This is a genomic window from Colwellia sp. MEBiC06753, from assembly GCF_053470325.1.
Genome location: NZ_JBQMTM010000017.1, coordinates 1 through 24,919, shown reverse-complemented (window position 1 = coordinate 24,919; position 24,919 = coordinate 1). Strand labels below are relative to the sequence as shown.

At 41.3% G+C, this 24,919-nt stretch carries 23 protein-coding genes and 2 rRNA genes; 9 read left to right on the top strand and 16 right to left on the bottom strand.

The window, feature by feature from the left end:
• Window positions 1-84 precede the first annotated feature (84 nt).
• From ACOB82_RS13545 to ACOB82_RS13535, 3 genes are read right to left on the bottom strand one after another with little or no spacing between them, the layout of a single operon-like run.
• Window positions 85-1,800, bottom strand: a complete 1,716-nt coding sequence (locus ACOB82_RS13545) for a GMC family oxidoreductase (RefSeq protein ID WP_448213505.1) — start codon at window positions 1,798-1,800, stop codon at window positions 85-87.
• On the bottom strand, window positions 1,797-2,450 hold the full coding sequence (locus ACOB82_RS13540; protein WP_448213504.1) for a gluconate 2-dehydrogenase subunit 3 family protein: 654 nt from the start codon (window positions 2,448-2,450) through the stop codon (window positions 1,797-1,799). Before ACOB82_RS13540 ends, ACOB82_RS13545 begins: the two co-directional genes overlap by 4 nt.
• A 2-nt stretch (window positions 2,451-2,452) precedes the next feature.
• Window positions 2,453-3,040 (bottom strand): DUF255 domain-containing protein, encoded by a 588-nt coding sequence (locus ACOB82_RS13535; RefSeq protein WP_448213503.1) that lies wholly within the window; start codon window positions 3,038-3,040, stop codon window positions 2,453-2,455.
• A gap of 151 nt (window positions 3,041-3,191) precedes the next feature.
• On the opposite strand from ACOB82_RS13535, the gene rph reads away from it, so the two are divergent.
• Both rph and pyrE read left to right on the top strand, forming a co-directional pair.
• A complete protein-coding gene (gene rph, locus ACOB82_RS13530; RefSeq protein WP_448213502.1) occupies window positions 3,192-3,905 on the top strand; it encodes a ribonuclease PH in 714 nt (237 codons plus the stop codon).
• A gap of 30 nt (window positions 3,906-3,935) precedes the next feature.
• Entirely contained in the window at window positions 3,936-4,577 is a 642-nt protein-coding gene (pyrE, locus tag ACOB82_RS13525; protein ID WP_448213501.1) for an orotate phosphoribosyltransferase, read from the top strand.
• A 159-nt stretch (window positions 4,578-4,736) separates the two neighbouring features.
• On the opposite strand, the gene hemE is transcribed toward pyrE, so the two are convergent.
• The 4 genes from hemE to ACOB82_RS13505 form a co-directional block, all read right to left on the bottom strand.
• Window positions 4,737-5,807, bottom strand: coding sequence for a uroporphyrinogen decarboxylase (gene hemE / locus ACOB82_RS13520; RefSeq protein ID WP_448213500.1), 1,071 nt, complete (start codon window positions 5,805-5,807; stop codon window positions 4,737-4,739).
• A 352-nt stretch (window positions 5,808-6,159) separates the two neighbouring features.
• Complete coding sequence (locus tag ACOB82_RS13515; protein ID WP_448213499.1) at window positions 6,160-6,777, bottom strand: TetR/AcrR family transcriptional regulator; 618 nt, start codon at window positions 6,775-6,777, stop codon at window positions 6,160-6,162.
• A 2-nt stretch (window positions 6,778-6,779) separates the two neighbouring features.
• Entirely contained in the window at window positions 6,780-9,902 is a 3,123-nt protein-coding gene (locus tag ACOB82_RS13510; protein WP_448213498.1) for an efflux RND transporter permease subunit, read from the bottom strand.
• Between the two features lie 12 nt (window positions 9,903-9,914).
• A complete protein-coding gene (locus ACOB82_RS13505; protein WP_448213579.1) occupies window positions 9,915-11,081 on the bottom strand; it encodes an efflux RND transporter periplasmic adaptor subunit in 1,167 nt (388 codons plus the stop codon).
• A gap of 324 nt (window positions 11,082-11,405) precedes the next feature.
• Between ACOB82_RS13505 and ACOB82_RS13500 the strand changes: the two genes are divergently transcribed.
• Entirely contained in the window at window positions 11,406-12,275 is an 870-nt protein-coding gene (locus ACOB82_RS13500) for a universal stress protein (protein WP_448213497.1), read from the top strand.
• Window positions 12,276-12,315: 40 nt separating this feature from the next.
• Here ACOB82_RS13500 and dtd read toward each other — a convergent pair whose 3' ends face one another.
• The 3 genes from dtd to ACOB82_RS13485 are packed head-to-tail and all read right to left on the bottom strand — an operon-like array spanning window position 12,316 to window position 14,628.
• The gene (dtd, locus tag ACOB82_RS13495) at window positions 12,316-12,753 is read right to left on the bottom strand and encodes a D-aminoacyl-tRNA deacylase (protein WP_448213496.1); all 438 of its coding nucleotides are present in this window, start codon (window positions 12,751-12,753) and stop codon (window positions 12,316-12,318) included.
• Between the two features lie 8 nt (window positions 12,754-12,761).
• The gene (gene pip / locus ACOB82_RS13490; protein ID WP_448213495.1) at window positions 12,762-13,721 is read right to left on the bottom strand and encodes a prolyl aminopeptidase; all 960 of its coding nucleotides are present in this window, start codon (window positions 13,719-13,721) and stop codon (window positions 12,762-12,764) included.
• Window positions 13,722-13,752: 31 nt separating this feature from the next.
• Window positions 13,753-14,628, bottom strand: coding sequence for a virulence factor BrkB family protein (locus ACOB82_RS13485; protein WP_448213494.1), 876 nt, complete (start codon window positions 14,626-14,628; stop codon window positions 13,753-13,755).
• Window positions 14,629-14,727: 99 nt separating this feature from the next.
• Here ACOB82_RS13485 and ACOB82_RS13480 point away from each other — a divergent pair, with 99 nt between their 5' ends.
• A complete protein-coding gene (locus ACOB82_RS13480; RefSeq protein ID WP_448213493.1) occupies window positions 14,728-14,955 on the top strand; it encodes a hypothetical protein in 228 nt (75 codons plus the stop codon).
• The gene (locus tag ACOB82_RS13475; RefSeq protein WP_448213492.1) at window positions 14,955-15,614 is read left to right on the top strand and encodes a DUF2959 domain-containing protein; all 660 of its coding nucleotides are present in this window, start codon (window positions 14,955-14,957) and stop codon (window positions 15,612-15,614) included. Before ACOB82_RS13480 ends, ACOB82_RS13475 begins: the two co-directional genes overlap by 1 nt.
• 130 nt (window positions 15,615-15,744) lie before the next feature.
• Here ACOB82_RS13475 and ACOB82_RS13470 read toward each other — a convergent pair whose 3' ends face one another.
• Together ACOB82_RS13470 and typA are read right to left on the bottom strand one after the other, a co-directional pair.
• Entirely contained in the window at window positions 15,745-15,921 is a 177-nt protein-coding gene (locus ACOB82_RS13470; protein WP_448213491.1) for a hypothetical protein, read from the bottom strand.
• A gap of 347 nt (window positions 15,922-16,268) precedes the next feature.
• Entirely contained in the window at window positions 16,269-18,086 is a 1,818-nt protein-coding gene (typA, locus tag ACOB82_RS13465; protein WP_448213490.1) for a translational GTPase TypA, read from the bottom strand.
• A 323-nt stretch (window positions 18,087-18,409) separates the two neighbouring features.
• On the opposite strand from typA, the gene glnA reads away from it, so the two are divergent.
• The 4 genes from glnA (at window position 18,410) to glnG (ending at window position 23,021) form a co-directional block, all read left to right on the top strand.
• A complete protein-coding gene (glnA, locus tag ACOB82_RS13460; RefSeq protein WP_448213489.1) occupies window positions 18,410-19,816 on the top strand; it encodes a glutamate--ammonia ligase in 1,407 nt (468 codons plus the stop codon).
• A 133-nt stretch (window positions 19,817-19,949) separates the two neighbouring features.
• Window positions 19,950-20,459, top strand: a complete 510-nt coding sequence (locus ACOB82_RS13455; protein WP_448213488.1) for a DUF4124 domain-containing protein — start codon at window positions 19,950-19,952, stop codon at window positions 20,457-20,459.
• Between the two features lie 79 nt (window positions 20,460-20,538).
• Window positions 20,539-21,624: a nitrogen regulation protein NR(II) gene (gene glnL / locus ACOB82_RS13450; protein WP_448213487.1), complete on the top strand. Its 1,086-nt coding sequence runs from the start codon at window positions 20,539-20,541 to the stop codon at window positions 21,622-21,624.
• Window positions 21,621-23,021, top strand: coding sequence for a nitrogen regulation protein NR(I) (gene glnG / locus ACOB82_RS13445; RefSeq protein WP_448213486.1), 1,401 nt, complete (start codon window positions 21,621-21,623; stop codon window positions 23,019-23,021). Before glnL ends, glnG begins: the two co-directional genes overlap by 4 nt.
• A 33-nt stretch (window positions 23,022-23,054) precedes the next feature.
• On the opposite strand, the gene ACOB82_RS13440 is transcribed toward glnG, so the two are convergent.
• From ACOB82_RS13440 to rrf (ACOB82_RS13425), 4 genes are all read right to left on the bottom strand, one after another.
• Window positions 23,055-23,432, bottom strand: coding sequence for a MerC domain-containing protein (locus ACOB82_RS13440; RefSeq protein ID WP_448213485.1), 378 nt, complete (start codon window positions 23,430-23,432; stop codon window positions 23,055-23,057).
• A gap of 83 nt (window positions 23,433-23,515) precedes the next feature.
• Window positions 23,516-24,484, bottom strand: a complete 969-nt coding sequence (gene epmA / locus ACOB82_RS13435; protein WP_448213484.1) for an elongation factor P--(R)-beta-lysine ligase — start codon at window positions 24,482-24,484, stop codon at window positions 23,516-23,518.
• 69 nt (window positions 24,485-24,553) lie between these two features.
• Window positions 24,554-24,668 (bottom strand): 5S ribosomal RNA (gene rrf / locus ACOB82_RS13430).
• Window positions 24,669-24,801: 133 nt separating this feature from the next.
• A 5S ribosomal RNA gene (gene rrf, locus ACOB82_RS13425) occupies window positions 24,802-24,916 on the bottom strand.
• Window positions 24,917-24,919: the final 3 nt, after the last annotated feature.

Sequence of the window (24,919 nt, the reverse complement as noted above, 5' to 3'; positions counted from 1 at the left end):
GCCAAGCAGTAACAACCAGCAAAAGCGCGCAATAAAAAAGGAGCAAGAAGCTCCTCTTTTAGATTATTTGTACTTGGTGATTAATTAACTGGCTTTGTTGCTGCCCAACCAACGCTGTTTAATATGTTCAGCCACCCGAAACGCATTGGCATAGATAGTGTAGGTGTAAGGCACACTGCCACCTGTTGGCATAAACGAGCCATCAGTAACAAATAAATTATCGACCTCATGTGCTTGGCAATATTTATTTAAAACAGAAGTGTTTGGATCATCCCCAAAGCGGCAACCGCCCGCCATTAAATTCGTGGGCGGATAACTACTCACTGACGAATGAACATTTTTCGCTCCTAAAGCGGTGAGTACGGTTTCAGCTTTTTTCGCTAAATATTCGCCTACTTGCAGGTCATGAGGGTGCGCGCCAATGCGCACTTTTGCCACTGGATCGCCCCATTTATCGGTAACGTTTTCATCTAGACTGACAAAACAGTCATCGTTAGGTAGCCAATCATTAAACACTTCAAAGCGCAGGGTTTTATAAGTGGTAAATTCTTGCTTAAGATTTTGCTGCAAGGCTTCACCCCATACTAGCTCGCCGTCACCGTCATATTGACTGCCCATAGCCCGAGCAATAGGGTTTTGATGAAATAAAAAGTCGATAGTGCCGCCTTTGGCTTTACCTTCGGCATTGGCGCCAGCAAAGTTTTTGTCGTCAATCTGATACCAATCTTGCAAAGCACGATTAATAAATGGTCCTACTTGACGCAACTCCGCCACTTGTTGGTCAGTTAAATCATCAAAAAAGAAATCGCCATGTCCAGTGCCGCCAGCACTAAACACTAAGTTCTTTCCAACCTGACCACTATTGTTAGCCAAACCGTTTGGAAACTTTTTCCCTGTCGATGTTAGCAATAGTCGAGAAGTTTCCACCGCCTGACAGGCAACGACATAATATGACGCCGAAACCTGATGTTTACGGCCATGTTTATCGTAAAAATTCACGCCAGTAATTTTGCCGTTATCATCCGTTGCAATGCGATAAACTTTTGATTCCGGCTTAATGGTTAAATTGCCCGTGGCAACAGCATGATTAAGTAGTGCCGCCCTGCCACTGCCTTTAGCGCCAGACGAGCATCCATAACTACTGCAATAACCGGAATATTCACAACTGCTTCTACCCATGGCTGGTCTTGATAATACCGCACGAGGAACAGGAAGAGGATGGTAGCCAAGCAACCTTGCTGCGTCGTCTATCCAGCTTGAAACGGGGTGCTCGGCAATCGGCGGATAAGGAAAGTCTTTCGAACGCGGTTCTTGCTGTGGATGCTCAATAACCTTGCCAGAAACACCAATTAGTTCATCCACTTGCGTATAAAACGGTTCTAATTCATCATAACTTATTGGCCAGTCTTCAACATTTGCGCCATTAATCGCGCCAAACGTAGCTTTTAATTTAAAGTCTACCGGCTTTAACCGATGGAAATAGCCACTCATAAAGTTAGATGAACCGCCGACAACATTGCCGTTCCAAAAGCTCCAGCCTGTTTCACTGGTCGGCTCGCCTTGCCAATAGCTAGTGCCATCATCGCGCTGGTACTGTTCTTCTATAACATGCTGCTCATCGGTAAGTTTTGGGTTATAGGCATCGCGTAAACTAATCGCCAGTTCGTCTTTAAAGAACTCTTTTTCCGTTAACCAAGGTCCTTTTTCAAGCACCAATACCTTAGCACCAGCTTTGGCCAACGTATAAGCCACTGGCGATGCGCCGGCACCACTGCCAACAATGCAAATATCAACATTCATGATTTGGTTTTGTCCTCAACTAACTGACTTTTCGCTGAAGATTTATAGCTGCCAAGCAGTTCATAATAGCGCGAACCTTGGTTGGGTAAAGGAAAGCCAGGTTGATGTTCCAACCACTGCCAGCCTATACCATTAGGATTGCCGCCATAAGCAGGCGGCGACAGCATGGCTTCGAAAATATAATTGAGTAAAGTATTAATCCAATTATGACCCGCTTGAGAGCCACTGATCGACTTCAGTACTTGTTGCTTTTCAGCGGGGCTAAGGTCAACAAAAGAGCGCTTTAATTCGCTTTGGCTATAACCATTTAGCCAAGTAACGCCTTTGACAATAAATACTTTTTCATCAGGGTCAATTGGCTGATACTGAACAACGTTATACAAGTATTCGGTTGCTTGAATTGCTTTGGCACTTGGTCCTGATTCACTTTCAGGTAACAGTTGCTGCAATACCGCATCTAAGGTTTGCCAAGGATCTGTGCGAAGCATTTGCTCAAACTGAGCCTTATCATTTTCACTTTGTACTTTTGCCAATGCCTTTGGCAAGCCGCCAATTAAACTGGCACCTGCTGCCGCTTTTAATGCCGTACGGCGAGACATTTTTTTTTGATACCAACGCGGTGTTTGATAATGATCGTCAAAAAAAGACATTACTAATTTCCTTGCGGGCTAGCACGGTGAGTATCATTTTCAACACTAGCAGTTTGAGAATAAGCATTCTGGCGATTTATTGGCGTACTGGCATATTCTGGCGCTGCTTTATTAGCCGCTTGCCAGGGCGCGAGAAAGCTCAGCCAATTACCAATGTGGTATTGGCCGTTTTCTTGTAGCTCAGCCGTATCTTTTGACAACAACATTTTGCCATTCTTATTAGAGACATACATATGTGGGTAACCTAATACGGGCGGTAAACCTTGCATAAAATCAGCATTTTCATTGTCGTCACTAACATTCACTTTAAGCACTACAAATGTTTGATGCAGTTGTTGATAAATAGCGGGATTTTCTTCGAGAAATGCATCCATTTTATGACACCAAGTACACCAGTTACCGCCTATTTCAATCAACACATGGCGATTCGTTTGTTTCGCTAACGAAAGCGCGTCACGGGCATCTTGAAAGGGGTTACGGCTTTCATCATATACTAGGCTATATAGCGGCAGCTCGGCAGAGTTTGCTTTACTATCAACAGCCCAAAGTAATGAAATAACGGTGAAAAATACGATTAATAATGAATGCATCAATTTTCCTAGCAGCACTTAACTATTGGATTAATAACATGACCTGTATCTTTAACACTATATTTCAAAAACTTTGCTGCGTCATTATGTCAAATTGCCCGCCAACCCTTTATAATGCCCAGCAATTTTTTAGTGTTTTCGAGGAATAACTATGCGTCCAAGTGGCAGAACTCCGGGACAAATTCGTCCAGTTACCATTACTCGCCAATTCACAGCACATGCTGAAGGCTCTATTTTAATTGAGTTTGGCGAAACCAAAGTCATTTGTACCGCTACAGTTGAGGAAGGTGTTCCTCGTTTTCTAAAAGGACAAGGAAAAGGTTGGATCACCGCTGAATACGGCATGTTGCCTCGTTCAACTCACACTCGCATGCGCCGTGAAGCAGCCAGTGGCAAGCAAAGTGGTCGCACTTTAGAAATCTCTCGTTTAATTGCCCGCTCATTGCGTGCTGCCGTTGATTTACAAGCACTAGGTGAAAATACCATTACTGTTGATTGTGATGTTATTCAAGCCGATGGCGGTACTCGAACGGCTTCAATTACGGGCGCTTGTGTGGCATTAGTTGATGCCCTTAACTTTATGCGCACCAAAGACATTATAAAAACCAATCCGTTAAAGCATATGATCGCAGCAGTTTCAGTAGGTGTTTACAAAGGCACCCCTATTTCTGATCTAGAATATTTAGAAGATTCGGCCGCTGAAACAGACATGAATGTAGTAATGACTGAAACCGGTAAACTTATTGAAGTGCAAGGTACTGCAGAAGAAGAACCATTTAGCTTTGAAGAAATGCAAGAAATGATGCAACTAGCCAAACACAGCATCAATGAGTTATTTGATATTCAAAAAGCGGCATTAAGCTAAATCAAACACTGGTAATTAAAGGTAAATATTGTGAAAGATTATCAACGCGAATTTATTGAGTTTGCTCTAAGCAAGCAAGTATTACGTTTTGGCGAGTTCACGCTAAAATCAGGACGCACTAGCCCATATTTTTTTAACGCCGGCTTATTTAATACCGGTGGCGATTTAGCCCGTTTAGGTCGTTATTATGCCGCAGCGCTTGCTGATAGCGGCATTGATTTTGATTTGTTATTTGGCCCAGCGTACAAAGGCATCCCAATTGCGACCACTACTGCAGTTGCACTAGCCGATCACCATAATATGGACATGCCATATTGCTTTAACCGTAAAGAAGCAAAAACTCACGGTGAAGGCGGTAACTTAGTAGGCTCACCGCTAGAAGGCAAAGTAATGCTAGTTGATGATGTGATCACGGCTGGCACTGCAATTCGTGAATCGATGGAAATTATTAAGGCTAATGGCGCAGAGTTATCAGGCGTGTTAATTGCTCTTGACCGTCAAGAAAAAGGCAAAGGTGAATTATCTGCGATTCAGGAAGTTGAACGTGATTTCGGCACTAAAGTTATCTCAATTGTGACCTTAGCGGATTTAATTACTTATCTTGAAGAAAAAGGCGACCAAGCACAAGCGCTTGCCAGCATCAAACAGTACCGCGAAGATTACGGCATTTAATATAAGTAAGTGGTTACTTCGTTAAATAACCTTTGAGTTATTAACGATTATTTCACTGCTGGTTAACTACAAAAAAGGCGCTAGATTAGCGCCTTTTTTATGTGTTATTTCGTTTTATTTTAGTGTCTTTTTATCGCCGTTTGCGATTAACGTAAGCGGTTATTTCGCGTGGTACGGCTTACTTAAACGATGCACTGCTTCAATAAAATGACCCGCATGTTCAGGGTTAACATCTGGATGAATACCGTGACCTAAGTTAAATACATGTCCGGTATTACTCTCACCAAAGCCTTTAAGAATAGTCGCCACTTCTTGTTCAATACGCTCTTTCGGCGCATATAACATTGATGGATCCATATTGCCTTGCAATGCTACTTTATCGCCAATACGTGCTTTGGCATCTTCAATGTTAATTGTCCAGTCAAGGCCAACACCATCACAGCCAGTTGCCGCAATGCTTTCTAACCACATGCCACCGTTCTTGGTAAATAGCGTTACCGGCACTTTGCGACCATCATTAAAACGGGTTAAACCATCAACAATCTTATGCATGTATTGCAATGAGAAGTCTTTGTAGTCGCGTGGTGATAATACGCCCCCCCAAGTATCAAATACCATCACTGATTGCGCGCCAGCAGCTATTTGCGCATTCAAATAACTAATGACTGAATCAGCCAGCTTATCAAGTAATAAATGCAATGTTTGCGGTTCGGCGTACATCATTTTTTTGATTTTGGTAAAGGCTTTTGAACTGCCGCCTTCCACCATATATGTAGCTAATGTCCATGGGCTACCAGAAAAGCCAATGAGCGGTACTTGACCATCAAGTGCTTTACGAATTGAACGCACAGCATTCATCACATATTGCAATTCACCTTCAGGATCTGGGTGACCAATTTTCTCAACATCAGCTTTACAGGTGATCGGGCGTTCAAATTTAGGGCCTTCACCCGTTTCGAAGTAAAGCCCAAGGCCCATAGCGTCAGGAATTGTTAAAATATCAGAAAACAGAATGGCCGCATCTAATGGAAAACGACGAAGCGGCTGAATGGTTACTTCAGTTGCCAACTCAGTATTACGACATAACGACATAAAGTCGCCTGCATCTTTACGCGTTTCTTTATACTCAGGAAGGTATCGTCCCGCCTGACGCATCATCCACACTGGGGTATAGTCTACAGGTTCACGCAACAATGCGCGTAAATAAGTATCGTTTTTTAAAGTTGTCATTGATGTTCTGTCTCCAATTTTAGTGGCGGCATTCTACCATTCGCTCAACGCTAGATCTATGTCGAGAGAACAATCAATAACTAAAAAAGTGATAACAGCAAATATCGAAGAATAGCGATAACTGGCGCATTCTACCGCAGCTTTCGTAGTACATTTGCTCTATTAAAGTTGTATTGTTTTTGTTGCAAAGAGAAAAACGCTTTGTTATAAAATGCTCGCGCTAGTTAAGAAATAACTAATAAGAAGCTTGTTAAAACAAGACCACACAGCGAGCATTTCAAGCCTTACTTCGGTAAGGCTTTTTTATTGGCTAAAGCTTTAGGCGGGACACTGATGCACTTTTAGTTTAAGACTATTCAAAAGGCAGCAATAAGGTTTTCATGGCGGGCCTTAGCGCCATCAGTAATGCCAGCGGATCCAACTCAGGGTTTAATACTTTGCGAAGCACCAGCCCGCCTATCATCGCGAACATTACATCAATTCGGCCATTGACCTCTTCAATTAAAGAGCCATTGATTGGACTGCGTTCGCCAAGCAATAAATTGCGCATGCGATCTCTGGCATGTCGATCCGATGCTTGTAACAGGCTGGCAACTTTTTCATTGCGAGCAGCTTCAGCCAACATTTCCAAATCTAAGGCGCCTTGACATAAATCAGTATGGCGCGCAACGCCATGCTCTAAGCCATCGACAAGAATAGTCACTAAGTCGCCAGGTTGATCTTCAAACGATTGAAAGATAGAGAACAGCTCTTGCATATCTCGTTCAACTATCGATTCAATAATCGCCTCTTTACTCGCAAAATAGTTGTAGATATGGCCAGCGCTCATGCCAGCGGTTTTAGAAATTTCCGCCATACCCGCGCCATGATAGCCCTTTCGTTTAAAGCATTCTGCGGCAGCACATAGCACTTGCTCGCGTCGAGCCTGTGCTAAAGCCGGATCAACATGGCGCTTAGTTTTTTGATTCATACCTATAACTCCTCAGCTACACCTTTACGCTTATAGGGAAATGCTTTTCGAACAATGACAAAAAACAAAGGCACAAATAATACCGCCAAAATTGACGAAGCTAAAGTACCGCCGATCACTGAAATACCCAGCGCATTTTGCGCGCGAGAACCGGCACTAGAAGCAATAGCCAATGGTAATACCCCACAAACAAACGCCATGGAAGTCATTAGTATAGGTCTTAACCGTAATTTAACGGCAGTAATAGCGGCTTCTTTAAGTTGCATACCTTGTTCAAGCTTATGCATGGCAAACTCAACAATTAAGATCGCATTTTTCGACGCTAAGCCTATGGTGGTCAACAAGCCTACCTGCAGATAAATATCGTTAGAAAGATTTGCCAACAAGGCAGCAACGGCGGCACCAAATACCCCAAGCGGCACTATCATCATTACGGCAGCAGGTACCGACCAACTTTCATAAAGCGCTGCTAAACATAAAAATACCACCAACAAAGATAACGCATAAAGGAGCGGCGCTTGACCACCACTTAAACGCTCTTCATAGGAAATACCTGTCCACTCATAGCCGATACCAGCAGGAAGTTGTTGAACAATACGTTCAATTTCTTCCATTGCTTGACCGGTACTATAACCCGGTGCAGCCGCCCCTTGAATTTGCATAGCGGCAAAGCCATTGTAGCGCTCTAGTCGCGGTGAACCATAGCTCCAGTATGAACGAGCAAATGCGGTAAATGGCACCATTTCTTCATCACTATTGCGAACATACCACTTGGCTAAATCTTCCGGCAACATCCGAGACTCTGGTGTACCTTGTAAAAATACCTTTTTAACCCGCCCCCGATCGATAAAGTCGTTAATATAACTGCTACCCCATGCTATAGATAACGTACTGTTAATATCAGCTTGGGTGAGTCCTAGAGCTTCTGCTTTAGCCAAATCAATATCTAATTTAAGCTCTGGTTTATCTTCCTGACCATTAGGGCGCACACCTGCCAGAACTGGACTTTGTGCCGCTAAACCAAGCATCATATTGCGAGCATTTAATAATTGATCATGCCCCAAACCAACCCTATCTTGTAAATACAAGCTAAAGCCATTAGCAGTACCTAGCTCCACAACTGCAGGCGGTGCAAAAGCAAACACAAACGCTTTTTTAATTGTCATAAAGTAGCCCATTGCCTTGCCTGCAACGGCATTAACCGATAAATCAGGACGTTGACGCTGATCCCAGTGCTTTAAATTAACAAAACCAATGGCGGCATTTTGCCCTGAACCAGCAAAACTAAAGCCCGTTACGGTAAAAATTGAGCCCACAGCTTCACCTTGATCTTCTAGGAAATGGTGCTCAATTTTTTTCACTACTTCCAAAGTTTGGCCAGCAGTTGCGCCTGCAGGTAAAGTGACTTGGTTAAATAAAAGCCCTTGGTCTTCATCAGGTAAAAATGCCGAAGGTAATTGTGTGAAGATATAAATCATGCCGCCAACAATTAACCCGTAACACAGTAAATAGCGCTTACTCTGGTTAATCATTCGACTCACAAAGCTTTGCGCGCCACTATTGGTACGATCAAAGCCTCGGTTAAAACCATTGAAAAAACGCCCAATGATTGAACTATTACTGTGGACGTGGCTAGGCTTTAACATAGTGGCACATAGCGCCGGCGTTAAAATTAATGCCACCAGTACCGATAAGCTCATTGCGGTAACTAAAGTAATGGAGAACTGACGATAAATACCCCCTGTTGAACCGGCGAAAAATGCCATAGGGACAAATACTGCCGATAGCACCATGGCAATCCCCACCAAAGCACTTTTAATTTCATCCATCGATTTTCGCGTTGCTTCAAGTGGTGATAACTGCTCTTCAGTCATAATACGTTCAACGTTTTCCACCACCACAATAGCATCATCAACCAATAAACCTATGGCAAGTACCATGGCAAACATAGTTAAAGTATTAATGGAATAACCAAAGGCAAAAAGTACCGCGAACGTTCCTAACAATACGACCGGTACGGCGATTGTTGGTATTAGCGTGGCTCTAAAGTTTTGCAAAAACAAGTACATTACTAAGAACACAAGAAAAACTGCTTCGATTAACGTACTTACTACTTTTTCAATTGATAACGAGACAAACGGCGTGGTGTCGTATGGCACCACGGCTTTTAAGCCAGTCGGGAAAAATGGCTCTAGTTCAGCCAACGCTTTTTTAACGCCCGCTGCAGTATCAAGTGCATTAGCGCCACTGGCTAACTTAATCCCGATACCCGACGCAGTTTTACCATTGTAGCGTGCGATTACTCCGTATTGTTCACCGCCTAGTTCAACCGTTGCAACATCTGATAAGCGCACAACAGAGCCGTCGGTATTGGTTTTAACAAATATCTTTTTAAATTGCTCTGGCGTCTGTAATCGGCTTTGGGCGGTAACCGTCGCATTTAGCTGTTGACCTGAAATAGCAGGTAGCGCACCTAGCTGGCCAGCAGAGACTTGGGCATTTTGCGCACGAATCGCCGAACCAATATCACTAGGCGTTAACTTATATTTTTCCAGCTTTGCCGGATCTAACCATATGCGCATAGCATACTGAGCACCAAATAACTGTACTTCGCCGACACCATTAACTCGCGAAATAATATCTTGGACATTAGACGAAACATAGTCGCCAATATCGATATTATTCATGCTACCGTCTTCTGATACAAAGCCAACAACCATTAAAAAGTTATGAGCAGATTTAGAAACTGATACCCCTTGGCGTTGAACTTCTTCCGGCAACAATGGCGTGGCGAGCGACAACTTATTCTGCACTTGAACTTGAGCAATATCTGGATCAGCATCAAAGGTCAACGTTAAAGTTGCTGAGCCGTTTGATTCCGAGGTTGATGACATATACAACAGGCCATCAAGCCCTTTCATTTTTTGCTCAATAACCTGAGTGACCGCATCTTCTAATGTTTTAGCTGATGCCCCCGGATAGTTCGCCATGATACTAATCGCAGGTGGTGCAATTGATGGATATTGTGCAACGGGTAAGCTACGAATAGCCAATATTCCCGCCAACATGACAACAATAGCCAGTACCCAAGCAAAAATGGGTCGGTCGATAAAAAATCGTGACATAATTTTGCTCCGTTATTGGCGAGATATTAGTGTGGTTTCTGCAGCAACTGGTGTTACAGGTGCGCCTGGGCCAATTTTTTGCAAACCTTCAACAATCAATTGATCACCATCTTGCAACCCTTCGGTCACTAACCAATGACTACCTATTGTGCGATCTGCTTTTAGAACGCGTGGCTCCACTGTATTGTTTGCGCTAACAACCATTGCTGTTGGTTGGCCTTTCACATTGCGACTAACACCACGCTGCGGTGCTAATATGGCGTTAGACTTAACCCCTTCAATAATCACGGCACGTACATACATGCCTGGCAATAACAGTTTTTCAGGGTTTGGAAATTGTGCGCGTAAAGTCACCGAGCCAGTGCCCGGTTCAACCGTCACTTCAGAGAATTTTAAGGTCCCTTTATGAGCATACATAGAGCCATCTTCCATAATTAGTTCCACGACTGAATGTAATTTGGTGTCTTTGGTTAATTCACCCTTAACGATGGCTTGTTTAATTTGTGTTAACTCTGTACTTGGCTGAGTTAAATCAACATAGATTGGATCGAGCTGTGTTACCGTGGCCAAAGCACTTTGTTGGTTAGCACTAACTAATGCACCCGCCGTTACTGAAGATTTACCTATTTGACCACTAATAGGCGCCAGCACTTTGCTGTAGTTTAAGTTGATTTGAGCCGTTTTTAGTTGCGCCTGCGCGGTAAGTAAATCAGCTTGAGCACTCTTAAAAGCTGCTGTTGTTTCATCAAACTCTTGCTTACTAACTGCGTTGACATCAGCCAATTCCTGATAACGCGTTAATTTAGCCTTAGTACTAGCGATATTTGCATTTGCTTTAGCCACAGCCGCTTCACTCGTCAGCACCTGTACTTCGAAAGTCGCTGGATCAATTTGATAAAGCGTTTGCCCTTTCTCAACTTCACTGCCCTCAGTAAATAAACGAGATTGAACAATACCGTTAACTTGAGGTCGAATTTCAGCAATTTTTGAGGCAACTACGCGACCGGGCAATTCTCTGGTCAATGTAATTGGCTCACTTTTTAGCGTAATCACGCCAACAGGCATCGCTTGCGCTGCATGAGTTTGCGCCAGCGATTGTTCAGATTCCCCACAGCCACTTAAAACAGTAATACCGACGATAGCCGAGATCACCAAGAAAATGTTACGTGTGCACTGCATTATACTAGAATGAACGATCATTCTAACTTGTCATACTTTGTTTTCAAAGATGATTTTGTTTAGTTATATGTAAAAATTTATGTTGAAAGTTCCGCTTATTTTTGTGCAAATATCAAAAGCTCAAAAATTTTTATGGCAATTCCGAGAGCCCACCACTGTGTATACTTACTTAAAAATTATAACTTTCAGTTAGTTAAAGAGACTTAGAATATTCGACTATAACCTGCCCTGCGATAGAAGAATTTATACTAGGCTAATTGTTAGCCAGCAAAAGGGCTTTGTACTATCTTTTAGAGTAATTGGACTACAAACGGACAAGTACCAATGATTAACTCTCTTCGCAATATTTTGACCATAATCAATACATCTGAACGTTGCCAAAGCACTCTTAATAAAGCGTTATTACTGGCTGAAAAGTCACATGCTCAGTTAACCTTGTTAACCATACATAATAAATTTCTCAATCAGATTTCAACAGGCTATCAACACACTGCTCAATCTTTGATTGATCAGGTCGACACTCAAGGTCAGTTAGCTGCAACTCAAGGGCAAGCTGTAACGGTGAAGCACATCTTCTGTTGGCGCGAGCATCACGCCATCATGCAAGAACTCGAAAATGTCGGCTATGACTTAATAATCAAAGAACGAGATGGCCAACATTACAATTATTTAGGTTTGTTACCTTGTGAAGATTGGCATTTGCTAAGAGACACTACTATCCCTTTGTTACTGGTTAATGGTAATGCATGGAGTGTAAACGGCAACGTTATCGCAGCGGTTGAAACTGAAGATCAAACCAATACTCACCAAAGCCTTAATAACCAAATTCTCCAACACGGCGCTGAACTTAGTGATTTTTTCCACTGTCAGGAACATGTAGTGAATTGCTATCTCGATGAAACTGCTAATATGTATTTTAATTTAGATATTCATACGCTAAGTGAACGAAAAAAACATTGGCAACATCTAGTGCCGTTAGCCGAAAGCTACAAAGTTAGTAACCCTAGTATTCACTTAGCCTGTGGCTTGCCTGATGATGAAGTGCCAGCGTTGGCCGATAAATTTAACGCCAACATTGTTGTACTGGGCACCTCAGAGCATAACGGTTTGCTGCACCGAATTGCCGGTCATACTTCGGAATATATTATCGATAATCTTAAATACGATGTGTTAGCAATTAAGCCTAGCAACTGATAGTAAAGCACTTATTCGCCAAAGATAAAAACCATGCTTATTAAATTGTTAAACGAAATGTAACTGGGCCATCATTGAGCAACGATACTTTCATATCAGCACCAAAAATACCTGTTGGCGCTTCAAAGCCGCGTAACCTTAATTGTTGAGTAAAATATTCGTACAAAGGTTCGCTTATTTCTGGACTAGCTGATGTCGTGAAACTTGGACGCATGCCACTGCTAGTATCAGCAGCTAAGGTAAATTGCGACACTACCAGAATATCACCTTGCGCCTGCTTAACATTCAGATTCATTTTGCCTTGTTGATCTTCAAATACCCGATAGCCAGCAACACGCTCTGCCAATCGCGTCGCTTTTTTCTGGTCATCATCAGGCTCTATTGCCAGCAATACCAACAAGCCTTTATCAATAGCGCCGACAGTTTCATCATCAACCACTACCTTGGCGTAACTAACACGTTGAATTAAAGCGATCATATGGCTGATTATTCCTCAAGAAAAACCAGCATTGTATCTGAGGCTTTGCAAAATGCATCTATTGTTTGCGTCTCAAATCCGCTATGCCCTGCTCCAGGTAAAATTTGTAATTGGGCATTATTCCATACGTTAGCCAAAGCATTAGCATTACTGACCTGACACACCATATCATAGCGACCATGAATGATGATTGCTGGTAAATGGGCAATACGACTAATTTGTTCGAGTATATAGTTAGGGGATAAATCACATTGATGTTCAAAAAATCTGGCGGAAATTATTGCCATACACAAGGCTTGGTGTTTATCGGTGATATGCTGTTTACTAATATTAAAATGCTCAATTGACGATAATCGCAATTCCCACAAATACCAAGCTTGGCTGGCAGCGGCCACGGCAATTTCATTCGTAGAAGTAAGTTGCTGATAATAGCCAGTTATTGGCTGCAATTGATGCTCTTCAGGCAATTGCTCTATAAACTCTTGGTAATATTCAGGAAAAAACTTGGCAGCACCAGAGGGTTGATAAAGCCAATCCAACTCCTGATCAGTTGCTAAAAAGATTCCTCGTAAAATAAAGGCAAATACTTGTTCAGGGTGTGATATGCCATAAGCTAAAGCGAGCGTCGTTCCCCAAGAGCCTCCGGTTATTAACCACTTATCAATCTTTAAAAAGTGTCGTATTTTTTCGAGATCGTTAACCAAGTCCCACAAGGTATTATTGATTAAGCTTGGTGCAGGTTTAGAACGACCACACCCGCGTTGATCGAACAAAATAATCCGATACTTTTCTGGATTGAAGTAACGGCGATAATTTTCACTACAGCCAGCCCCCGGGCCACCATGCAAATAAATGACAGGAATACCATCTGGATTACCCGACTGCTCAAGATAAAGCTGATGGTGTTCATCAACCTTTAACCACTCTTGACGATAAGGGGTAATTTTTGGATACAAAGTGCGCGACATAGCAATAACTTTAAAGATAAGTTATTTAAGTTTAGTGGTTTTCGTCAACTTTGCTATTGTCTGCGCGACTTGCAATGAAGGACTCAATAGTTGCAGTAAACAAAGCACCAAATAACACCACTAGCCAAGATAAGTAGACCCACAAAAATAGGATGGGAATCCCTGCTAAGGCCCCATAAATAGCCTGATAAGAAGGAATTTGGGTGATATATAAAGCAAAGCCTTTTTTAGCAATTTCAAATAGTACTGCCGCCAGTGCAGCCCCTGCCAATGCATGTTTACCTTTAACGGTTTTATTCGGCACTAATAAATACAACAGTAAAAACGCTAACATTGAAATAAACCAAGGTAACGCCCGCAATAAAATACTACTCAATCCCCACGTATCATAATCATCAAGTGATACTAAAGAGACAATATAAGAGGTTACGGCGATACTACCACCGATGAGCACTGGCCCTAGAGTTAACACCATCCAATACATTGAAAATGAAGTAACCAGACGACGTTTAGTATTCACTCGCCAAATTTTATTTAAGCTATTATCAATGGCAGAAATCAATAACATCGCAAACATGAATAAGAAAATAATAGCGATTGCCGACATTTTAGAGGCATTAGCAACAAAACCAGTTAAGTATGTTTGTACGGTATCACCCGCTGCCGGTAGGAAATTTTCATAGACAAAGCTTTCGATAATGGTGCGAATATCAGAGAAAATTGGAAAAGCCGTCATCACAGATAACATCACTAGAATCATAGGCACCAATGACATTAGGGTGACATAAGACAAGTAACCTGCAACGACATGAATGTTGTCATCTTTTAAACGCGCCAATAGGTGTTCGAGAAATTTAGCGCTAAGTTTTAGCTTAGGCAGATACGCTTGGTATAAATTGGCCAACATATAAAATTACCGATTTTTAGTTTTATCCGACAAAGCTTTGTACTATGCTTACACGGTATATAGTTCACAAAAATATAACATAATTAATAGGATATCACTATGGCAGGACAAGGTTCTGGAGGCAATGTACTTGCGGCAATTTGCAGCTTTTTTCTTCCGGGTTTAGGGCAATTAGTACAAGGAAGAATATTGGCAGCACTGTTCTTTTTTATCGCTATGGCCATTTCATGGGTATTAGTTTACATCGCTATTGGCTGGATATTAGTGCCAATTGTCTATATTTGGTGCATTGTTGATGCAGCAAAATATAAAGGTGGGGCAAGCTAATGAAATTCTGGCATCAAGCAACTACGACCATTTTCGCTATTGTGATGTTGGCAGGATGTCAGTCAGCTTATTATTCGGCCATGGAAAGCTTTGGTAAACATAAACGAGAAATATTGGCAGATGAAGTAGAAAATGGTCAAGAAGCGCAACAAGACGCACAAAAGCAATTTGCCAGCGCTCTTGAGCAACTGTCATCACTTATCGCGTTTGATGGTGGTGATCTAGAAGATCAATATGAAGCGACCAAAGCACAATACGAAGCCAGTGAAGAGGCTGCCCATGAAGTGCGATTGCGTATTGGCGATATTGAAGATGTCGGTGAAGCGTTATTTGACGAATGGCTAGATGAAATAGAGCAGTATTCAAGTGCTAAATTAAAAAGCCAAAGCAAAGTTAAATACAATGATACTCGTCGTAAATACGATAAATTGGTAAAAGCAATGAAGCGTGCAGAAAGCAAGATGGAACCTGTATTAGCCGCCCTTAAAGATAATACTCTCTATCTAAAGCACAACCTAAATGCTAAAGCTATAGGCGCATTAGAGGGTGAATACAAAAGCATTAAGACGGATATAGAATCATTAATTAAAGATATGAATGTTGCGATTAAAGAGTCGGAATACTTCCTATCATTACTTAACGATGCCCAAGTCAATTAATACTAGCCACACATATTTCAGAGTAACTGAACTTGTTTAAAGTGAGTTCAGTTACTATCAAACTTACATCTAAAAAATTAACAACGTTTAAAAGTAGTGATTGCCATCAAAGCTGAGCATGAAATGATCACTAATGAAATGCACGAAAGCTTGGGATTATATTCTGTGCAATAAATTGACGTTTACTTAACTTAGTTTGTGGTGAAACTCGCCCTTCATCAATAAATTCAGCATATAACGACTCTAATTCTAGTGTTTCTGATAAATCAGCGGATTCAGCAAGCATTTTTTCGAACAATATGTTCATCCTAGATACTTTAGTTGCTTCCATTCCCAGCCCACCATTATTATTGAACACACTTTAAAGTGTAGCAGTGAAACTGAAGTTCTCTAGCCAAAAGCATTCACAAGGTAATTTGAGTAGACATGGAAAAATTAAATAAATATAAAAAGGCAATTATAAAACATTAACTTAAAAGTGTTTTGGCATGGCGTAATAGCAAAATAATGAGGATTAACTGACAACAGTTTAAGATATTTCTTACAGGCTAATTACCTTAATCTATCTACAACTTTCTAAACCTCACTAACAAAAAAGCCGCACTGTAAATAAACAGCACGGCTTTTTTAGTAAGTTTTATCGCAAACTAGAAATTACTTCTTAGTACGCGACTCACGCTTACGATCAGACTCTTTTAGCCACTTCTTACGAATACGAATATTCTCAGGTGTAACTTCTACTAATTCGTCATCATCGATAAATTCTAAAGCTTGCTCTAACGTCATTCTAATTGGTGGCGTTAATACTTGCGCATCATCTGTACCAGCAGCACGAACGTTGGTTAATTGCTTACCTTTTAACGCATTAACAGTTAAGTCGTTATCGCGGCTATGGATACCAATTACCATACCTTCGTATACTTCAACACCGTGACCGATCATTAAACGACCACGTTCTTGTAAGTTAAATAAAGCGTTAGTTAGCGCTTTACCTTGAGCATTGGCAATTAATACACCGTTAAGGCGCTGACCAATCTCGCCGCCTTTATGCGGGCCATACTGTAAGAACGTGTGGTAAATCAAACCAGAACCAGAGGTTAACGTCATAAACTCAGTTTGGAAACCAATTAAACCACGGCTAGGCATAATGAAGTCCATACGAATACGGCCTTTACCATCTGGTGCCATATCAGTTAGCTCAGCTTTACGTAAGCCCATTTTTTCCATGATCGAACCTTGATGTTCTTCTTCAACATCAACGGTAACCGTTTCATATGGTTCTTCAATCTGGCCATCAACTTCACGCATGATTACTTCAGGACGTGATACGGCTAACTCGAAACCTTCACGGCGCATATTTTCAATCAAAATACCTAAGTGTAATTCACCACGGCCTGATACACGGAACTTATCCGGATCTTCAGTTTCTTCAACACGTAATGCTACGTTATGTACCAATTCTTTTTGTAAACGCTCAAGAATATTACGTGAAGTCACGTATTTACCTTCTTGACCAGCAAATGGTGAAGTGTTTACTTGGAAAGTCATGGTAACGGTTGGTTCATCAACAGAAAGCGGCGGTAATGGCTCAACTTCTGATGGACAACAGATAGTATCTGAGATTTTTAATTCACCTAAACCTGTGATCGCAATAATATCACCAGCATGTGCGATATCTGTTTCATGGCGCTCAAGACCTAAGTAACCAAATACTTTACCTACTTTGCCGTTATGCACAGGACCAGCAGCGGTTTGAATTGTTACTTGTTGATTTGGTTTAACTGAACCACGTGTAACACGGCCAACACCAATTACACCTAAGTATGAGCTGTAATCAAGTTGTGAAATTTGCATTTGGAATGCACCTTCAGGATCGGCATCTGGCGCTGGCACTTGGTCAACAATAGTTTGGAAAAGTGGCGTCATGTCTGTGCCAACTTCACCTTCTTCCAACGATGCCCAACCATTAATTGCTGATGCATAAACTACTTGGAAATCTAGTTGTTCATCAGTTGCACCTAAGTTATCGAATAAATCGAATACTTGATCCATTACCCAATCAGGGCGAGCACCTGGCTTGTCAATTTTGTTGATAACTACAATTGGCTTTAACCCTTGAGCAAAGGCTTTTTGTGTTACAAATCGCGTTTGTGGCATCGGGCCTTCTTGCGCATCAACAATAAGTAGTACTGAGTCTACCATTGACATAACACGCTCTACTTCACCACCGAAATCGGCGTGACCAGGAGTATCCACGATGTTTACGCGGTAGTCATTCCAAGTAATTGCGGTATTTTTCGCTAAAATAGTGATACCACGTTCTTTTTCGATATCATTAGAGTCCATTACACGATCTTCAATTTCAGTGCGTGAATCTAATGTTCCCGATTGCTGTAATAACTTATCAACCAAAGTTGTTTTACCATGGTCAACGTGGGCTATTATCGCGACATTTCTTAATTTATCTAACACGGGCGTATGCTCATAGGGCTATAATTGGGCGCGAATTATACAGGAGTCGTTAAGCAAAGAAAATAAATCACTTAACTAAGCATTGATTAATTTTTCGCACGATAACAATATTGCACTGGTATAAAGCAAATATGTTTTCTACACTCAATTTTGCACCAATATCGACATATCACGCACCAATACCGTGCATTTTAAATTAACAGATTAGCTAGGTGTCCCATTTTTTATGGCTTTGCTTATTGGCATGATATTCGCTTTAAGGTTGCACATGGCAAATGCCCTGCATTTTAATGAATTGTTAGATAACTTCACTGGAGACAATAATGTCACAAGCAGTTTTAGATATGATCAAAGAAAACGACGTAAAATTCGTTGATTTACGTTTCACTGATTCAAAAGGTAAAGAGCAACACGTTTCTATTCCTCATCACCAAATCGATGAAGACTTCTTCGAAGACGGTAAAATGTTCGACGGTTCTTCAATTGCTGGCTGGAAAGGTATTAATGAATCAGACATGGTTCTTATGCCTGACGCTGCTACTGCTGTATTAGATCCATTCACTGAAGAAGTTACTTTAAATATTCGTTGTGACATTCTTGAGCCAGCAACTATGCAAGGTTACAGCCGTGACCCTCGTTCTGTTGCTAAACGTGCAGAAGAGTACATGCGTTCTACAGGTATTGCTGACACCGTATTATTCGGTCCAGAGCCAGAGTTTTTCTTATTCGACGACGTGAAATACAAAGTTGATATGAGCGGCGCAAGCTACTCAATTGACGATAAAGAAGCACACTGGAACTCAAACACTTCATACGAAGACGGCAACACAGGTCATCGTCCTGGTATTAAAGGTGGTTACTTCCCAGTAGCACCAGTAGATTCTTCACAAGACTTACGTTCAGCAATGTGTTTAGTAATGGAAGAAATGGGCTTAGTTGTAGAAGCGCATCACCACGAAGTTGCTACTGCTGGCCAAAACGAAATCGCTTGTCGTTTCAACACTATGGTTACCAAAGCTGATGAAGTTCAAATCTACAAGTATGTTGTACATAACGTTGCTCACGCGTACGGTAAAACAGCGACGTTCATGCCTAAGCCATTAGTTGGTGACAACGGTACTGGTATGCACTGCCACCAATCTTTAGCGAAAGACGGTGTTAACTTATTCTCTGGCGACAAGTACGGCGGGTTATCTGAAACTGCACTTTATTACATTGGTGGTATCATCAAGCATGCTAAAGCATTAAACGCTTTCACTAACGCTTCAACTAACTCATACAAGCGTCTTGTTCCTGGTTTCGAAGCACCAGTTATGCTTGCTTACTCAGCACGTAACCGTTCTGCATCAATTCGTATTCCAGTAGTACCAAGCCCGAAAGCGCGTCGTATTGAAGTACGTTTCCCTGATCCATCATCAAACCCATACTTGGCATTCGCTGCAATGTTAATGGCTGGCCTTGACGGTATCAAAAACAAAATCCACCCTGGCGATGCTATGGATAAAGATTTATACGACTTACCAGCGGAAGAAGCAGCAGCTATTCCACAAGTTGCAACTTCACTAGAAGACGCATTAAATGCACTTGAAGTTGATCGTGAATTCTTAACAGCAGGTGGCGTTATGGATGACGATATGATTGATGCATACGTTGCGCTTAAACGTGAAGAAGTTGAGAAACTTAACATGACAACTCACCCAGTTGAGTTCCAAATGTACTACAGCGTTTAATCGATAAATTTTAATAATTTACTCGGTAAAATGATAAAAAGCTCACTTCGGTGAGCTTTTTTTTGTGGCATAGCATGTATAATTTGTTTAGATTAATGGTTAACCTCTTTTTAGGAGCTATTGCAGTAAACATATGAAGCAACTAATTATTTTCATCATTATCGCCACGTTAGCGACGCCTGTATTAGCAGGACAAGCGAAGGTGTATGTATGGCGTGATGAAAATGGTGTGCTCGTATTTTCTGATAGCCCCAGGGCTGATGCCGAAGAAGTGAAAGTCAAAGAGGGCAATAACATTCTTCCTTCTGTTGATACCTCTATCTTAGATATCAAACCTCAAGTCATTGAAGACAATTATGATGTTGTCATCACTCAACCTGAACCAAACGCCACAATTAGAGACAACAGTGGCTCTGTTTTTGTATCAGGTGGTATTCGTCCTATCTTCAAACAAGGCCACCATGTTCAGCTATACCTTGATGGTGAGCCTTACAAAGAACCCCAAAACCACTCCATGTTCGCGTTAAGAAATATTGACCGCGGTGAACATCAAATAAAAATCGAACTACTCGACGAGAAAGGCAAGGTTATTGCATCGTCAGAGCCAGTAACCTTTTATATGCATAGAGCTTCGGTAAACTAACGTTTTTCGTGCAATTAAACCGGTTTGAATTTATAGTTTTTGATATCGCGCACAATAATGGTGCACCCGGAGTATCCCGTTGGGCAATCAAACTGATTTATTTGAAAATAAGTCGACTTTTCAACAGCAGTTAGCAAATCAACTTGTTACTGCGGTCATTGTATTGGATAAAAATTTAACTATTCAATATTTAAACCCTTCCGCCGAAGCGATGTTGATTAAAAGTTTCAATAAGCTACATAACGTTTTAATTACCGAAATTTTTCCAAACAGCGCTATCGATGCTGAACGATTACTTCATGTAATTGATTCTGGCCAAGCGTTTAGTGATGGTGATGTATCTATTGAACTAGGTGAAGACCACAGGTTTACCGCTGAAATTACAGTTTCTTTAGCTGAGTTTAGCCAAACGCAACACCTTCTAATTGAACTCAAACAAATCGATCAACAAAAACAAATCAGTGCTGAAGCCTTTCAACATCAACAATGGGAATCAGCCCGTGATTTAATTCGTGGACTTGCCCACGAAATAAAAAATCCATTAGGTGGACTACGCGGTGCTGCCCAACTGTTAACTAAAGAGCTCAATTCTGATCAGCAAGAATATACCAACATGATTATCGAACAGGCCGATCGCTTAAGAAATTTAGTTGATCGGTTATTAGGGCCTAATCAGTTGCCGAATATGGCAAGCCAGAATATTCACTTGGTATTAGAAAAAGTGAGCAGACTTGTCAGTTTCGACAATGAAAAGCACATTAAGATCGTGAGGGATTATGACCCGTCAATTCCTGATATTGAGTTTGATGCAGATAAATTGCTGCAAGCGATACTCAATATCGTTAATAACGCGGTACAAGCTATTGAGCCAGACAGTGCAATTACCTTAAAAACGAGAGTAGCAAGTAATCAAACCATCAACGGTAAACGCATTAAACTCTCGATTATGATTAGCATCATCGATTTTGGACCAGGTATACCTGAAGATATTCAAGACACACTATTCTATCCAATGGTTTCTGGTCGCTCAAATGGCACAGGCCTAGGGCTTTCAATTTCTCAAACCCTGATTCATCAACATAAAGGCAAGTTATCTTGCGACAGTCGCCCAGGGCGTACTGAATTTATTATTTTATTACCAATTTCCGAAGAGACAACGCCATGAACGCTGAACAAGTATGGATAGTAGACGATGACAGCTCAATTCGCTGGGTGTTAGAAAAGGCATTTAAAAGTGCCGATATCAGCTGTGCTTCATTTGAAAATGCCCATAACCTATTAACCGCTTTAGATCATGGGCAACCCGAAGTAATTGTGTCCGACATTCGCATGCCCAATATGGATGGTATGGCGCTACTAAATAATATTAGCCAGCAGCATCCTGAAATTCCGGTAATTATTATGACCGCGCATTCAGATTTAGATAGTGCGGTAAATGCATATCAAGGCGGGGCTTTTGAATATCTGCCAAAGCCATTTGATATTGATGATGCAGTTTCACTAACCAGCCGCGCGTTAACCCACGCTAGAGAGCAAAGTGCTAAAGCGAAACAAAAACAAACAACTTCTAACGCCGTCGGTATTATTGGTGAAGCTCCAGCGATGCAAGAAGTGTTTCGTGCAATTGGTCGGTTATCACGGTCAAGCATCAGCGTATTAATCAATGGCGAGTCTGGTACGGGTAAAGAATTAGTTGCCCATGCTCTACATATGCATAGTCCAAGGTCGAACGAAACCTTTATTCCGCTGAATATGGCCGCTATTCCAAAAGACTTAATTGAGTCAGAACTTTTTGGTCATGAAAAAGGCGCTTTTACAGGCGCTAATTCCATCCGCCAAGGTCGATTCGAACAAGCCCATAACGGCACTTTATTTTTAGATGAAATTGGCGATATGCCGTTAGACGTGCAAACACGTTTACTAAGGGTATTGGCAGATGGCCAATTTTATCGTGTTGGCGGTCACTCGCCGATTAAAGTCGATGTACGCATTATTGCGGCCACCCATCAGAATCTGGAAGAGAAAGTGCGTAGTGGAGACTTTCGTGAAGACTTATTCCACCGACTTAATGTTATTAGAATTCAGTTACCAGCGCTAAGAGAGCGCAAAGAAGATATTGAACAACTTGCAAATCACTTCTTAAAACAGGCAGCTGATGAACTTGGCGTTGAGCCGAAAGTGCTACATAAAAATGCAGTTATTCAACTTAGACAGTGTAACTGGCCTGGTAATGTTAGACAGTTGGAGAATATCTGCCGATTCCTCACTGTCATGGCCAGTGGTAAAGAAATTCTACCTGAAGATTTACCAGCCGAGCTCAGTGATAACTTGGCCGTAGAACAATCAGGCTCTGAAAGTTGGCAAAGTCTCTTAAGCCAATGGATGGACGAACAATTAGCGGCTGGTAAAAGCGCGATTTTAGATCAAGCGACTCCAGAGTTTGAAAAAATAATGCTTAATCGTGCTTTAGCTTTTACAAATGGTCACAAGCAAGAAGCCGCAAAGAAATTAGGTTGGGGCCGAAATACCTTAACTCGCAAATTAAAAGATTTCGAAATGTAACTAAATGGAATCTCGTTTCGTTAAATGTGCTGATTAAGCTGAACAGCTATCGGCACATTGTTTACAGCTATTACACAACTTAATATTAATAAAGTGCGATGCCACGATAAGTAAGGCACCAGCGACGATAAAATATGGTTGTAGCTCGACAGAAAAGTCATGCTTTATCCAATAAATACCCACGCCTAAGTACAGTAGATAAAAAGGATATATTTTTTTGTGATAACGCTTGAAGCCAGCAAATAATGCAATTGTACCTAGTACGGCAGTAGCAAGTAAGAAGGTATGCTCCCACTGATGATCAGATAGAAAACTTAATCCTAATAAAGGTAACGCTGGCAATAAAATAGGTAGCAAAATGCAATGCAATGCACATAAAGACGTTGCTGCAATTCCAATTCTATCAAGCACGATTAACCACCTATATTATTAAGTTTTGATACTATATCACAAAAGAGATAATATCACACTATTAGTAGTTAAAATTATGCTTTTTACGCCTGAGCCGTTACAAACGTAATAACATCTTTGATCTGAGATTTAGCTAAAGCCAACATCACTAACCTATCTACTCCTAGCGCAACGCCCGAGCAACTCGGCAAACCTTTTTCTAACGCCAATAAAAATCGTTCGTCTAAAGGTTTTACAGGTAGCTTATTACTACATCTTAGTTGATTATCGTGTTCGAAGCGTTGTCGCTGTAAAGTAACGTCAGTTAACTCTTCAAAACCATTAACCAGCTCTATACCTTTAAAGTAACATTCAAAGCGGTTAGCAACCCTTTCGTCCCGCTCATTTATTGTTGCTAATGAAGCCTGACTCGCAGGAAATTCAAAGATAAAACAAGGAGAGTCATTTCCAATTTTAGGTTCAATGAATTCACAAAATATAAATTGTAATAATGTATCAAGCGAATTTATTTGCGTTAACCAAGATTCAGATTTACCTTGTTGTTCAATATATGTCAGACATTGCTCTATTGAACTGTTGAGCGGATCTATTTCAGTAAATTGAATGAATGCTGCTTGGTATGATAAATAATTAACCTTAGTTAAACCGAGAACACGGATAAGCAATTCAGCAACTTCTTCCATCAATTGCTGCATAGAATAACCTAAACGGTACCATTCAAGCATAGTAAATTCAGGATTATGCAAATGGCCTTGTTGCTCATTTCTAAAAGCTTTTGATATTTGATAAATCGATTGATAACCAGAAGCAAGCAAGCGCTTCATGGCGTATTCAGGCGATGTTTGTAGATATAACTGCTCAGAACCCTGCTCTGCCCAGTCAAACTGCGCCGTAATCGCGTCTAAATGCAGATCAGTTATAGTGCCGTGGCACATCAATGGTGTTTCTACTTCTATTACTTTTCTTTCGGTAAAAAATGCTCTTATAGCGCTAATAATCTCAGCACGCCTTTGAGCGGTTTCCCAACTCATAGTCGGTTGCCAATCACTCATCGTATAATCCAAGGTTCTGAATTCCAGAAAAGAAAAAGCCTAGCATGAGAGCTAGGCCTTGGGAATGGATGCTGGTAATTTCCTACTCTCACATGGGAACTCCCACACTACCATCGGCGTAATTGCATTTCACTTCTGAGTTCGGCATGGGTTCAGGTGGTTCTACAATACTATGGTCACCAGCAAAAAACTGTCTAGAGCTATTGTTAACGCACTATGTGCAGCTCACATATTTAAATACATAGATATATTTAAACAAATCTATATGCCTTGCGGCAAAAAGCCCGACTCAGATGAGTCGGGCTTTGATATTAGGTGCCTAGCGATGTCCTACTCTCACATGGGAACTCCCACACTACCATCGGCGCAGTTGCATTTCACTTCTGAGTTCGGCATGGGTTCAGGTGGTTCTACAACGCTATTGTCGCTAGGCGA

Bases quoted from the DNA above. Each gene is read 5' to 3' on its own strand.
- ACOB82_RS13545 (WP_448213505.1), bottom strand. From the start codon at position 1,800: ATGAATGTTGATATTTGCATTGTTGGCAGTGGTGCCGGCGCATCGCCA.
- ACOB82_RS13540 (WP_448213504.1), bottom strand. From the start codon at position 2,450: ATGTCTTTTTTTGACGATCATTATCAAACACCGCGTTGGTATCAAAAA.
- ACOB82_RS13535 (WP_448213503.1), bottom strand. From the start codon at position 3,040: ATGCATTCATTATTAATCGTATTTTTCACCGTTATTTCATTACTTTGG.
- rph (WP_448213502.1), top strand. From the start codon at position 3,192: ATGCGTCCAAGTGGCAGAACTCCGGGACAAATTCGTCCAGTTACCATT.
- hemE (WP_448213500.1), bottom strand. From the start codon at position 5,807: ATGACAACTTTAAAAAACGATACTTATTTACGCGCATTGTTGCGTGAA.
- ACOB82_RS13515 (WP_448213499.1), bottom strand. From the start codon at position 6,777: ATGAATCAAAAAACTAAGCGCCATGTTGATCCGGCTTTAGCACAGGCT.
- ACOB82_RS13510 (WP_448213498.1), bottom strand. From the start codon at position 9,902: ATGTCACGATTTTTTATCGACCGACCCATTTTTGCTTGGGTACTGGCT.
- ACOB82_RS13505 (WP_448213579.1), bottom strand. From the start codon at position 11,081: ATGCAGTGCACACGTAACATTTTCTTGGTGATCTCGGCTATCGTCGGT.
- ACOB82_RS13500 (WP_448213497.1), top strand. From the start codon at position 11,406: ATGATTAACTCTCTTCGCAATATTTTGACCATAATCAATACATCTGAA.
- dtd (WP_448213496.1), bottom strand. From the start codon at position 12,753: ATGATCGCTTTAATTCAACGTGTTAGTTACGCCAAGGTAGTGGTTGAT.
- pip (WP_448213495.1), bottom strand. From the start codon at position 13,721: ATGTCGCGCACTTTGTATCCAAAAATTACCCCTTATCGTCAAGAGTGG.
- ACOB82_RS13485 (WP_448213494.1), bottom strand. From the start codon at position 14,628: ATGTTGGCCAATTTATACCAAGCGTATCTGCCTAAGCTAAAACTTAGC.
- ACOB82_RS13480 (WP_448213493.1), top strand. From the start codon at position 14,728: ATGGCAGGACAAGGTTCTGGAGGCAATGTACTTGCGGCAATTTGCAGC.
- ACOB82_RS13475 (WP_448213492.1), top strand. From the start codon at position 14,955: ATGAAATTCTGGCATCAAGCAACTACGACCATTTTCGCTATTGTGATG.
- ACOB82_RS13470 (WP_448213491.1), bottom strand. From the start codon at position 15,921: ATGAACATATTGTTCGAAAAAATGCTTGCTGAATCCGCTGATTTATCA.
- glnA (WP_448213489.1), top strand. From the start codon at position 18,410: ATGTCACAAGCAGTTTTAGATATGATCAAAGAAAACGACGTAAAATTC.
- ACOB82_RS13455 (WP_448213488.1), top strand. From the start codon at position 19,950: ATGAAGCAACTAATTATTTTCATCATTATCGCCACGTTAGCGACGCCT.
- glnG (WP_448213486.1), top strand. From the start codon at position 21,621: ATGAACGCTGAACAAGTATGGATAGTAGACGATGACAGCTCAATTCGC.
- epmA (WP_448213484.1), bottom strand. From the start codon at position 24,484: ATGAGTGATTGGCAACCGACTATGAGTTGGGAAACCGCTCAAAGGCGT.